Source organism: Xenorhabdus griffiniae (assembly GCF_037265215.1).
Lineage (GTDB): Bacteria > Pseudomonadota > Gammaproteobacteria > Enterobacterales > Enterobacteriaceae > Xenorhabdus > Xenorhabdus griffiniae.
The window spans coordinates 692349-705108 of record NZ_CP147737.1 but is presented as its reverse complement, the minus strand read 5'-3'; the positions used below and the strand labels follow the sequence as shown (position 1 = coordinate 705108).

The 12760-nt window shown below is 45.2% G+C and carries 12 protein-coding genes; 1 reads left to right on the top strand and 11 read right to left on the bottom strand.

Annotated features, from left to right (window positions below; all coding sequences use genetic code 11):
- Nucleotides 1–64: 64 nt before the first annotated feature.
- The 9 genes from hpaI to WDV75_RS03000 all read right to left on the bottom strand — a co-directional run bounded on the left by hpaI (nt 65) and on the right by WDV75_RS03000 (nt 8395).
- Nucleotides 65–832 (bottom strand): 4-hydroxy-2-oxoheptanedioate aldolase, encoded by a 768-nt coding sequence (hpaI, locus tag WDV75_RS03040; RefSeq protein ID WP_420497570.1) that lies wholly within the window; start codon nt 830–832, stop codon nt 65–67.
- An 18-nt stretch (nt 833–850) separates the two neighbouring features.
- Entirely contained in the window at nt 851–1654 is an 804-nt protein-coding gene (gene hpaH, locus WDV75_RS03035) for a 2-oxo-hept-4-ene-1,7-dioate hydratase (RefSeq protein ID WP_273572064.1), read from the bottom strand.
- A 5-nt stretch (nt 1655–1659) separates the two neighbouring features.
- Complete coding sequence (locus tag WDV75_RS03030; protein WP_273572066.1) at nt 1660–3132, bottom strand: NAD-dependent succinate-semialdehyde dehydrogenase; 1473 nt, start codon at nt 3130–3132, stop codon at nt 1660–1662.
- Between the two features lie 63 nt (nt 3133–3195).
- A complete protein-coding gene (locus WDV75_RS03025) occupies nt 3196–3957 on the bottom strand; it encodes an IS5 family transposase (RefSeq protein WP_338802971.1) in 762 nt (253 codons plus the stop codon).
- 265 nt (nt 3958–4222) lie between these two features.
- Nucleotides 4223–4612: a 5-carboxymethyl-2-hydroxymuconate Delta-isomerase gene (locus tag WDV75_RS03020; RefSeq protein WP_189758598.1), complete on the bottom strand. Its 390-nt coding sequence runs from the start codon at nt 4610–4612 to the stop codon at nt 4223–4225.
- 12 nt (nt 4613–4624) lie between these two features.
- Nucleotides 4625–5506 (bottom strand): 3,4-dihydroxyphenylacetate 2,3-dioxygenase, encoded by an 882-nt coding sequence (gene hpaD, locus WDV75_RS03015; protein WP_273557946.1) that lies wholly within the window; start codon nt 5504–5506, stop codon nt 4625–4627.
- A 32-nt stretch (nt 5507–5538) separates the two neighbouring features.
- Nucleotides 5539–7005 (bottom strand): 5-carboxymethyl-2-hydroxymuconate semialdehyde dehydrogenase, encoded by a 1467-nt coding sequence (hpaE, locus tag WDV75_RS03010; RefSeq protein ID WP_189758600.1) that lies wholly within the window; start codon nt 7003–7005, stop codon nt 5539–5541.
- Nucleotides 7002–7766 (bottom strand): fumarylacetoacetate hydrolase family protein, encoded by a 765-nt coding sequence (locus tag WDV75_RS03005; RefSeq protein WP_273557945.1) that lies wholly within the window; start codon nt 7764–7766, stop codon nt 7002–7004. The genes hpaE and WDV75_RS03005 overlap by 4 nt, the downstream gene beginning before the upstream one ends.
- A complete protein-coding gene (locus WDV75_RS03000) occupies nt 7763–8395 on the bottom strand; it encodes a fumarylacetoacetate hydrolase family protein (protein ID WP_273557944.1) in 633 nt (210 codons plus the stop codon). The genes WDV75_RS03005 and WDV75_RS03000 overlap by 4 nt, the downstream gene beginning before the upstream one ends.
- Before the next feature lie 387 nt (nt 8396–8782).
- Here WDV75_RS03000 and hpaR point away from each other — a divergent pair, with 387 nt between their 5' ends.
- Nucleotides 8783–9232 (top strand): homoprotocatechuate degradation operon regulator HpaR, encoded by a 450-nt coding sequence (gene hpaR, locus WDV75_RS02995; RefSeq protein WP_189758603.1) that lies wholly within the window; start codon nt 8783–8785, stop codon nt 9230–9232.
- Between the two features lie 195 nt (nt 9233–9427).
- Here the strand turns inward: hpaR and WDV75_RS02990 are convergent, their stop codons facing one another.
- Complete coding sequence (locus tag WDV75_RS02990) at nt 9428–10465, bottom strand: zinc-dependent alcohol dehydrogenase family protein (RefSeq protein ID WP_273557943.1); 1038 nt, start codon at nt 10463–10465, stop codon at nt 9428–9430.
- A gap of 411 nt (nt 10466–10876) precedes the next feature.
- Complete coding sequence (locus WDV75_RS02985) at nt 10877–12550, bottom strand: condensation domain-containing protein (RefSeq protein ID WP_273557942.1); 1674 nt, start codon at nt 12548–12550, stop codon at nt 10877–10879.
- Nucleotides 12551–12760 lie beyond the last annotated feature (210 nt).

Here is a 12760-nt window from a genome sequence, read left to right as displayed (position 1 = left end):
CTATGGCTGGTGTCGCGATCGACATCAGCCATTCTGGCATTGTTTATTGCCAATGATTGACTGCTTATTTGCCGAAATGCTGTGCCAAAGCATTGGCTGCTCCGGTCAGCAAGAGGGTATCAACCCCTACGGCAACAAACAGCGCACCCAAATTAAGATAATGTTTAGCGACATCGACATTGGTCATCAAAATACCAGCGGCCTTGCCGGAAGACTGGATCTGAACAATGGCTTGTTCAATGGCCGACTGAACTTCAGGATGTTGCGGGTTACCGAGGTGTCCCATATCCGCACTGAGATCGGCCGGGCCAATAAACACGCCATCAACGCCTTCGACAGCCGCTATCTCCGGTAGGTTTTGCAAAGCCTCACAGGTTTCTACCTGTACTAATACACATATTTCGTCATTAGCACGGGACAGATAGTCAGGAATACGATTCCAGCGAGAAGCGCGTGCCAGGGCACTGCCTACGCCACGCATACCCGCGGGAGGATAGCGAGTTGCCCTGACCGCTTCACGCGCTTGCGCGGCATTTTGAATCATCGGGAACAATAACGTTTGTGCACCAATATCCAGCAACTGTTTGACGATTACGGGATCATTCCATGCCGGACGAACAACAGGTTGGCTTGAATAAGGGGCGATCCCCTGTAATTGGGCAAGAATAGTGGAAATCTCATTGGGAGCATGTTCACTATCAATCAACAACCAATCAAACCCCGTTCCTGCCAGTATTTCCGCGCTATACCCGCTGCATAGCCCAAGCCACAATCCGATTTGTGGACGCCCTGCTTTCAGGGCATGTTTAAATTTATTTGTTAGCTGATCCATGGTGTTACCTCAATAGACTCAAACAAAATGACAGCTAATTGAACCTAACACGCCGTAATCCACATGAAAGGTATCGCCTTTACGCGCAGGAACAGGGCGGGTAAAAGATCCAGCCAGAATAATCTGGCCTGCTTCTAGTTGAACACCATGCGGTGCCAGTTTATTGGCAAGCCATGCCACACCGTTGGCGGGATGATTGAGAACCGCGGCGGCGACGCCGGATTCTTCAATCACGCCATTGCGGTAGAGCAGCGCACTGACCCAGCGCAGATCCAATTCATCTGGTTTAATCGGCCGCCCCCCAATAATCACACCGCCATTGGCGGCATTGTCAGAAATCGTATCGAATACCTTGCGTGGACGTTGGGTTTCGGGATCGATGTTGTGGCAACGGGCATCAATGAGTTCCAGTGCGGGAACGACGTAATCTGTTGCGTTATACACATCAAACAGCGTACAGTTCGGGCCTCGCAGGGGTTTTGCCAGCACAAAGGCCAGTTCAACTTCAATGCGGGGCACAATAAAGCGTTCGCAAGGAATATCACCGCCGTCTTGAAAAAACATATCATCCAGCAAGACACCATAATCCGGTTCATTAATCTGTGAACTGGCTTGCATGGCCTTGGATGTCAGGCCAATCTTATGTCCCTTGAGAATTCGGCCTTCCCTGATTTTTAAATCTACCCATTCACGTTGAATGGCGTAAGCATCCTCAATCGTTATCTCTGGATAATCCAGTGAGATTTGTCGGATTTGCTCACGGCTTTGCTCTGCCTGATGTAAACGGCGTGCGACTCGTGATACGATTTCTTGCTGTAGCATAGGGGTTAAGCTCCTTTCGCTTCCAACCCGCCAAAACAGAGGTATTTCACTTCCAGATAATCCTCAATACCGTAACGTGACCCCTCACGTCCCAGCCCCGATTGCTTAATGCCGCCAAATGGTGCGACTTCATTGGAAATCAAACCTTCATTGATACCTACCATGCCACTTTCCAACGCTTCCGCCACACGGTAAATTCGGCCAATGTCACGGGAATAGAAATAAGCAGCCAGGCCAAATTCAGTGCTGTTAGCAATACGGATAGCCTCTTCTTCATCACGGAATTTGAACAGTGGTGCCAGCGGGCCGAAGGTTTCTTCGTGGGCAACTAACATAGATTCGGTCACATTTGCCAGCACTGTTGGCTCAAAGAACAACCCACCCAGCGAGTGGGATTTTCCTCCTGCCAGCAGATGCGCACCGTTGGATACCGCGTCACGGATATGTGTTCGTACTTTTTCTACTGCCGCTTGATTAATCAGTGGACCTTGTTGTGATGAACTATCAGTGGCTGGCCCAACACGAAGCTGTTTTACCGCGTGTGCCAGACGTTCTGCAAAAGCCTCATAAATGCCTTCCTGTACCAGAATACGGTTGGCACAAACACAGGTTTGCCCGCTATTACGGAATTTCGCCGCCATGGCGCCCTCTACCGCAGCATCAAGATCGGCATCATCAAACACGATAAAAGGTGCATTGCCACCCAGTTCGAGGGAGAGTTTTTTCACAGTATCGGCGCTTTGTGCCATTAATAATTTGCCGACCCGCGTAGAGCCGGTGAACGAAAGTTTGCGCACGATAGGGCTTGAGGTCAGCACCTCACCAATCGCTTTAGCATCCATTCCCGTGACAATATTGAAAACGCCAGCCGGAATGCCCGCCTGTTCCGCCAGGACGACTAAGGCCAGCGCAGACAGGGGTGTTTCAGCAGCAGGTTTCAGGACAACTGTACATCCCGCCGCCAGCGCAGGTGCAACTTTGCGGGTGATCATCGCATTGGGGAAATTCCACGGTGTAATGGCTGCAACGACACCAATCGGTTGTTTGATCGTAGCGAGACGGCGGCCTGGTATTGGGGAAGGCAATGTTTCGCCATAAATACGTTTGCTTTCTTCTGCGAACCATTCGATAAAGCTGGCACCGTAAGCGATTTCCCCCATTGCTTCGGTGTGAGATTTACCTTGTTCTGTGCTCAGTATTTTCGCTAAGGCAGTTTGGTTTTCCATCACCAGATGGAACCATTGTTTAAGCCTTTGGCTACGCTGTTTTGCTGTCAATGATCGCCATGCAGGAAGGGCATTCTGGGCAGCTTCAATGGCAGATTGTGTCTCTTTGGCTCCCAAATCACTGACATTAGCAATGACTTTACCATTGGCAGGGTTAATAACTTCAAAAGTTGCTTTATTTTCCGCGTCAACCCATTGACCGTTGATATAGGCCTGGTAACGCAGCAAAGTTGTATCCAGATGATCTGTCATAGTTTCCTCTCAATAAATAAAGGCGAATAAATTTAGGGGCTGTTGACGTTTTGAGTTCACCATTTACTCAACCCACATCGGTAACCATATAATGACAAACGCCAGTGCCAACATACTGGCGTAATTTCGCGCCAATTTATCGTATCTTGTCGCAATAGCTCGAAAATGTTTTATTCTGGCAAACGCATTTTCGACCAAATGCCGATAACAGTATAAAACTTCATCAATACTTTTATCGGGTTTTCGGCTATTTTTTCGATAGGGAATGACCGTTTTTGAACCTTGTTTTTCAACGAAATCTCTGAAAGTACCGCTATCGTAACCTTTATCCGCGATCACAAAATCGGATGCGGGTGAATGGGTGACCAAACTTTCTGCATGTACAATGTCGTGCGTTTGACCCCCTGACAGCTCAAAATGGACAGGCAAACCATAACTGTCTACGGCCAAATGAATTTTAGTCGAACGTCCACCTCGACTTTTACCGATGGCTTCATCTTCTGTTGAAGCTGCCCCTGAGCTATGTTGATGAGCGCGGATAATACTCCCATCAATGAATAACCATTCGGTGTCTGTATTTTCAGATAACAATTTGAATAATAATTCAAAAACACCTTTCTTTGACCAGGCGTTAAAGCGCTTAAAAAGCGTATTCCATTTGCCAAATTCATCGGGTAAATCCCGCCACGGACATCCCGTTCTCATTCGATAAAGGATCCCTTCGAAAGTCAGGTAATGCGCGTCTTTGTGGTAAATACATCCATGTTGTTGCATTAATACAGCTAGCGTATTCCATAAAGATTTTGATAACATTGTTCTTGGCATGATGAGCTGGGGTAATGGTTTTTTCGCGAAGACAATGATACCAGATCATCATGCTGTTCAAACTTCCCTCCACGAAACGTCAACACGCCCTAGTGTCCTCCAATTATATCCCTCATCTTGCAAGCCATAACTTTGTTGACCGCGATTTGAAACTTCAAGTTGCAATTTACAACACGCTATGAAACCTGATTTCCCCCCGCTTAGCGGGGAGAAATCACACGCATCTTGAAGTTAGATTGGATAACATTGGAATGCTCTATCGCCGTTACTCTTTTGCTTTAAATAGGCTATGAACGTTATTGGATTTATAATTCAGCACCGGATCAAGTTCTTCCATGGTGAAAGAGAGGCCCAGATAACGCTGTGACATCAACTCACTAAAATGCGCCTTGATTAAGCCAAACAACATTTCTCCAACTTTTTGCCGATCTTCAAGGCTGCGTCCGGCACCAATTTTCAGTGTCATATGAACGAAGGCATAATCTTGCTTACCATCCGCCATTTGCCAGGTATCCAGCCAAATGGCACGGCTACGGATACCGCCCAGCGGAAAAATGCCCGTATCTGCCAGCGCCTGATTCACTTTGGTAAATAATTCCGGCAACCTGGCTTTTTCACGGATATTTTCAGTACACTCAGCGTAAAAATGTGGCACGGTCTTCTCCTGTCAGGCATCAGTTTTATTTTGATTCACAATATAATCCGGCAGCGGGAAAACCGCGTTAACCTGTCCTGTCCCTGAACTGGCGAACAATTCCGTCAAAAATTCCACCTTGCCGTCATACTTGTCCCATCCGAGTAGCCCTAGCAGCATCACGGTATCATGCATATTGCCTTCTCCTCGACAATATTGCGCATATTCCGGTAACATTTTGCAAAATTCCTCAAACTTGCCTTCTTTCCAAAGCTGCACGACACGGCGATCCATCTGCTCATCGAACTCACGGGTATAGCTGTTCATGCCCTCTTCGGCACGTTGATCGTCAATGAAACTGTGTGACAGCGAACCGCTTGCCAGCACCGCAACCGTACCATCGTATTTCTCAATTGCCCGTAAAATCGCAGCTCCCAGTTTGCGGCTGTCTTCAAACGCATGGACAGTACAAAAGGCCGAAATTGAAATCACCTTGAAATGGCGGTCGCTGTTCATATAACGCATGGGGACCAGCGTGCCATATTCCAGTTTCAGGCTTGGGATCTCGTGTGACTGGGCACGAACACCCATCTGGCGTGCTTCTTGTGCAATCATCTGGCCTAGCTCGGGGTTGCCGTCATACTCATAGGTCATATCGCGGATAAAATGTGGCAATTCATTACTGGTATAGATGCCGGAGAAATGGGCGGAGCAGTTAATATGATAGGCGCTGTTAACCAGCCAGTGCGTGTCGAAGACAACAATCGTATCCACACCCATTTCACGGCAGCGCCGGCTGATCTCTTTGTGTCCATCAATAGCGCTTTGGCGGCAACCGTGATGCTTGCCTGGCAATTCAGACAGGTACATAGAAGGGACATGTGTAATTTTCGCTGCTAACGCTAACTTTCCCATAAACCCTCACTTGGAATCAGGATGGCCGTTATTTAAACACCCCAACGAGGTATAGGGTGCTCTCCCATTGAGATACAGACGTTTTTCACTTCAGCAAACACTTCAAAACTGTATTCCCCGCCTTCACGCCCCACACCGGAAGCTTTTATGCCACCAAATGGCTGACGTAGATCGCGAACGTTTTGGGAATTAACAAACACCATGCCGGCTTCAATATGGCGAGCCAGACGCAAAACCTTGCTGACATCCTGTGTCCAGATATAAGAAGCAAGGCCATATTCCACATCATTAGCCATGCGTAGCCCATCCTCTTCACGCTTGAATGGCAGCAGACAAGCGACAGGGCCGAAGATCTCTTCCTGTGCTACGCGCATGTGGTTATCCACATCTGCCAGGACAGTAGGACGTAAGAAGTGGCCATTTTTTAGATGGGCAGGTAAATCGGCAGGTTTATCGGGGCCTCCGGCCAATAGTGTGGCGCCTTCTTCGATCCCTAACCGGATATAATTGGAGACTTTTTCCCAGTGTTGCCGGCTTATCAAGCTGCCAACTTGAGTTTGCGGATCTTGGGGATCACCGACACGTAACCGATTCGCGCGTTCAGCAAAGCGTTTAACGAATTCGGGGTAAATACTTTCTTGGATGAAAATGCGGGAACCTGCCGTACAACGTTCGCCATTAAGGGAAAAAATGGTAAACAGAGCGGCATCCAGTGCGCGTTCAATATCTGCATCTTCAAAAATGAGGACAGGGGATTTTCCGCCTAATTCCATAGAATATTTTTTCAGTCCGGCATTTTGCATGATCAGGCGACCCGTTGCAGTTCCACCGGTGAAAGAGACTGCACGCACATCATGATGTTTTACCAGTGCATCGCCTGCGGTGTTACCGTAGCCCTGTACCACATTCAATACCCCAGCCGGAATGCCGGCTTCCAACGCCAATTCGCCTAAGCGGTTGGCTGTCAATGGGGAAAGTTCGGACATCTTCAAAACAGCCGTATTTCCCAGAGCCAGACAAGGCGCAACCTTCCACGTCGCCGTCATAAAAGGCACATTCCATGGGGAAATCAATGCACAAACACCAACAGGCTGGATTAATGTGTAGTTGAGCATTGTGTCATCAACAGGATAAGTGCGCCCATTCATCTGCTGGCAAATTTCAGCGAAAAAATTGAAATTTTGCGAAGCCCGTGGGATCAGGACATTTTGTGTTTGATGGATGGGAAGACCCGTATCCTTGGTTTCCAGCGCAGAAATATCGGGAACATTTTGGTCGATTAATTCACCCAAACGGCGCATCAAACGAGCGCGTTCTTTCATTGGGGTATTTGCCCACTTGGGGAACGCTTCTTTGGCTGCCGCAACAGCTTGGGCGATCTCTTCCTGCCCGCCTGATGCAACCTCAGCCAGCACCTCGCCTGTTGCAGGATTAGTCGTTGTGAAATAGGTTTTGCTGCCGACATTCTTGCCGTTGATCCAATGGTTAATCATGGTCATGACAAACTCTCCTCATATTCTTGCTGGCTGACAATACGATTAACTAAGCGCCCAACACCTTCGACTTCTACGATGACTTCATCCCCAGGAACAACATTAGACAACCCCTTAGGTGTTCCGGTGGCGATCATGTCGCCTGGTTGCAATGTCATAAAATCGCTGAGGTAGGTGATTAAGAAAGGAATATCGAAGATCAAATCTGCGGTTGTACCTTGTTGACGGAGTTCACCGTTCACCCATGTTTGCAACGTTAGATTATGTGGATCAGCAATCTGTTGTTTATCTATGATCCACGGACCGATTGGAGTAAGCGTATCGCGGCTTTTTACCCGCAGGTTAGGCCGATAGTAATTTTCCAGATAATCACGAATGGCGTAATCGTTACAAACGGTATAACCCGCAACGTAATTCATGGCCTCTTCTCTGGCAACTTTGTGAGCGGGTTTACCCATCACGACAACCAATTCTGCTTCATAATGCATATATTCCACATTATCAGGACGGACAGAGACCTGACGGTGTCCGGTTAAGCTATTGGCTGCTTTGATAAATACCAGTGGTTCTTCTGGGGGCTTAAATTCCAGCTCTGTTGCGTGATCGGCATAATTTAGCCCTAATGCGAACAGTGTTCCGCTGGCAGGGGGAAGCCATACAACCTCTTCACCGCTGACCATATTTCCATCTGGTAAGAAGACATTTTCCTGTTCGTCAACGGTGACATTGAGATCTTGTCCCTGATAATGAATTTTGGCGTATCTCATGCCTGACCTCCTGCCAATACAACCGTATTTTCTAAGTTAGGGAAGCCCTTGGCCTTGATTGTGACTTTATCGGCAGGATGAAGGGTAACGCGCTGGTGGGGCGTTCCCAATAGAATGGCATCGCCCTCGTTTAAGGTGGCGAATTCGCTTAATGCTGCCAATAATTCAGCTGCTGAACGAATAAGGTCTTGGGTAGACCAGCGATCAACTTCCTGGTCGTTGATTTCAGTGACAATATCGAGTGATGCTACCGAGTTGGCTTTGATCATTTGACCTAGCGGGCAAAAACCGTCCCGACATTTTGCTTTAATGGCAGGACGGTAGAATGATGTTTCCGGCAGGCTAACTTCGTTTGCCAATGCGTAACCAGCAATATACTGTCCGGCATTCTGAACTGAAACTTTGCGTGCTGTTTTTCCAATTAACAGCGCCAGAGTCGCACCGCTCTGTACCGTTTCCCCGACAGGGTGAGGAATAACATCCCCTGAACCAATCACGGTATTACGGGGTTTTATAAACCAAATAGGTGTTTTGGGTGGTGTTTTATAAGGTTCTTTGTTAAATGCCTCATGCCAGAAATTGATCTGGCTGCTATGGTTGAGGGCAACGGCAAAAACAGTGCCTTTCATGGACAGCTCCTTGAAACTTGGATGACGTGTTGCAAGACCACTTATTAATATATTAATAAACTATGTGTTGGCAATCTTCAATATGTTAAAGAGATTGTTAATTTTAATTGTGATCTATGTAACAACACTTTATTGTTGATCGTTTTTACTACATAAAGATCAGCCTGTTATATTTTTAATCAAGGTCATTTGAGATTGAAATTAACTTTTATTTAACTTTTTGTTGGTGGGATAGTTTTATTTATTTGTTAATGTTGAAATCTTTCCCCTTTGTGGATGATTTTGAGCGTGTTAGGCTTTTTAGTGTTCATGTTGTCTATAATAAGCAGCATGGATGTTAAACTTATAGAGAATGACTAGCGATTAACTAAAGAGTCACTTTTACTTATGCATGAATCCTTGACAATTGCATTGCTTCAAGCGAGAGAAACCGCTATGGGTTTTTTTCGGCCTATTTTGAAGAGCTATAATTTAACTGAGCAGCAATGGCGGATTATTCGTGTACTTGCGAGTAGCCGTTCTATTGATTTTCATGACTTAGCTTGTCTCACTTGTATCTTGCGCCCAAGTCTGACAGGCATTTTGACACGTATGGAGCGTGATGGGCTTATATTCCGCCTGAAGCCTATGAATGATCAGCGTAAGCTGTATGTTTCTTTGACTCCGGCTGGACAGGAACTCTATGAGCAAGCAAAAGGGCAAATTGCTGAGGGATATAAGGCGATTGAGGACGCTTTTTCTCCAGAAAAATTGACCCAACTGTTAGGGTTATTGGATGAATTTATTGCTATAGGGAACCTTTCACAACAAGATTTGGATGAAGAAGACAAACTGTAAGTTGAAGGTTTATTAATTAGTTAATAAATTTAAAAATCAAGCGTAGTATCAAACACAACATAAAGGCCGCCGTAATGAATTGCATACGTGTATTGATGCAGTATATTGCGGCGGCTTTTCTGTATCAGTCGAAATGCATAACTCATAATTTAGCAGAAAGAGGAAGTCGGATTGCCCTCTTTCTGCTATACCGCACTAAGCGGACAAAACAATTTTCAATGCTTTCTCTTGAGCTGCATTACCAAATATTTCATAAGCGGTTTCTATTTCACTCAATGGATAATGATGAGTGACCAGCTTTTCAGGTGCAATTTTGCCGGATTGAACGCTTTTCAGCAGCATGGGAGTGCTGCTTGTGTTTACCAGTCCAGTAGTAATGGTAATGTTTTTGATCCAGAGACTTTCCAGATGCAGGTCAACAGATTTGCCATGGACACCAACATTGGCAATGAATCCACCTGCTGCAATGATGTCCTGACATATTTTGAAGGTTGCGGGGATACCCACACATTCAATAGCCACGTCCACCCCAATGCCGTCAGTCAGTTTATTGATAGCTTCTACGACGTTTTGTTTTGCCGGGTTGATAACCGTGTTAGCACCAAACTGCCGGGCGACGCTAAGGCGGTTATCATCAGTATCGATCATGATGATATGTGCCGGGGAGTAAAACTGTGATGCCAATAATGCTGATAGTCCGACTGGTCCCGCACCAATTAAGGCGATAGTCTGCCCCGGTTGGACCTTGCCATTGATAACACCAATTTCAAGACCAGTTGGCAGAATGTCACTGAGCATTAATGCCGCTTCTTCATCGACACCTTCTGGCAGACGATGCAGGCTGTTATCAGCATGGGGAATACGCACTTGTTCTGCCTGTGTACCATCAATTTTATGTCCCAGGATCCAGCCACCATCTTTACAGTGAGCATAAAGCTGGCGTTTACAATAACTGCAACTACCGCAAACGGTGATACAGGAAATAATTACCTTATCACCGACTTTGATATTGCGTACTGATTCCCCAATTGATTCAACGATCCCAATACCTTCATGGCCCAATGTGCGGCCTTGCTCGACAGTGGGAACATCCCCTTTAAGGATATGCAGATCTGTACCACAGATGGTGGTTTTGACGATGCGGACGATAGCATCTGTTGGTTCAATGAGTTGAGGTGGTGCCTTTTCTTCCCAGCGTTTTTTTCCGGCTCCATGATAAACAAGTGCTTTCATATAACCCCCTTCACAGGTAATGGTTGTGATTTATGGTGTTAAGAATGACAGTAATCCAGAGCACGATTGACGTTATCTGTTGCCCAAAGTTTAGCAGATGTAAACATTTTCGATTTTCAGCGTGCTTCCCAGAGTCAGTCGTAAAGTAGAATTTGTTTATTTTTACTTAAATGCGATCTTCTGCAATCAGAGCAATAAGCACAAAATAATAGAACCAGAGGGAAAACTCTCAAGTAAGATAGGCTTTCTATACCAATCTGACTTCAAGAGCTGTTTATTTCCAAGGCCCGACTTTTAAGGATTTTGAATAAGTGGTAGTGAATAAACTGTGGTCATGTAGTGTTTGATGCAGTAATAATTAGGCGTGATTCATAGGCTTGGTGAGCATCACGATCACGCCGTTGTTTTAACTTAACTCGCTTCTTTCAGAAAATCGTAGTCTTCTGTCCCCAGATATTCTAGCTCTCCATTTGGCAACCAGCGTACTTGTTCGCCTGTACGATAGAGCCACTTATCCTTGGTATATTGAACAAATGGATTGGCGATAAGTTGTTTGTCTGCCAATACTGAGTGATCCAAATATTTATGGCCCAATTCTGGCCCAGAGAGATAAAGTTCGCCCTTTAACCCCATTGGCACCATTTGCAATCGTTCATTCAACACATAAACTTGGATGCCTGATATTTCAGCAGATTGTGATTGCCCGATTGCCTGTTGATAATGTTTGTGGATCAAATCCATCACCAAAGGGGAGTGTCGTTCTGATTGGGTGTCGCTTAGTTGTTGTGGGCTACCGTATTCCAGTAATGTCTGTGTCTGCTCAGGTGTTAGCAAAGGAAATTGCGATATTGGCGTTTCGGGATAAGACAAGGCATTAACCAACAATTGCTGGAATTGTTCACCTAACGCTTTGATTTGTTTTGCATGGAAAAGGTTAGGATGATAGCGGATACGAAAAGCCCAATAACCCTCTTCCAGATGATATTCCAGTATCCACTCTGTAACGGCTAAATCGTTATTGAAACGACTACCGTAATGAACCTCACATCCGTCTAATTCCAGATTGAGATCCTTAAAACTGGCCTGATTGATACCGACATTGAGCTTATTGACAAGATCGGTGGGTACAGCTTGGAATATAGGCAAACTTGAAAAACGCAGATCAGGTTGAGCCTTCAATGATGTACTATAGTTTAACGTAGCCTGATAGAGAGAATTAAAGCTATCCGTCTCATTAAAATGCAAAGGGAAAACAACCGCATTGATTTGTGCACCAAGCGAAACAGATGCCCCGCCAGCGACTGCAATGGGATAGATAAGGTGAACACTATCAGTTGCAGTATATTGGGCTACGAGCGTTGCCCATAACGTCTTAAATACGAGGAACGGTTTGTAAGGGGATAAAGATATTGAGAGGTTCTTCCAATCTTCTAATGGCAAGTTGAAACGAAATTCATTCGGTAATTCCGGCTCACCTATCGCGTGTTGAGGCAAATAAGGTAATGGATTACTGGTAGTCATTCCTGACAAACATTTTTTCCAGTATTGCTCAGGGTTATATTTACCCAATAATTGTAGAAGTTGACGATCTTGTTCAAATTTCTCTGACGCTTGTTGCAGCGTCATGGGGGAATGACGCAGAGGACGTTGGTTGTACAGATCAGCGATATTGTGAAAAAACTCTTCTATACCCTGTCCATCACCGATGATATGGTGCAGTACAATAAATAAGTGAAATTGCTGTTCTGTCTCTTTGATTAAACCAAAACGAACGACTGGCCCTTTTCTGAGGTCAAATGGCCGCAGAGCAAACTGATTCAATTGTTCTTCATTATTAGAAAGGTATGTAAACTCAATATCATCTGAGCCAAATATCCAATATAACTCATCATTTTCTTCTTCAATTCGATATTTAAATAAAGGATAAAGATTAATAAATTCTTGCAAAGCCCATTTTAATCTACTTTCATCTAAACTCCCCCTAATATTTTGTTCTATAACGATATTATATTTAGGTGAGTGCGGCTCGAGAACCCATGATTTCCAAAAGAAATGAATAAATGGAGAAGCCAGAATCTTATCCATATGAATACTCCGCTATGATTCTAAATTATATTCAAGGCAGCCTGAGATCAGCTTGTTAAGTATACTCATGCTGTATTTTTGTTAGATGAAAAAACAGTGGATTAAATCCATTCCAATAATGAAATTAATCACTATTGCAGGAAGTAACCTATTGATATGTAATGTCGTTACTTTATGACATTATACATTCTATTAATTTAATTATTTTAT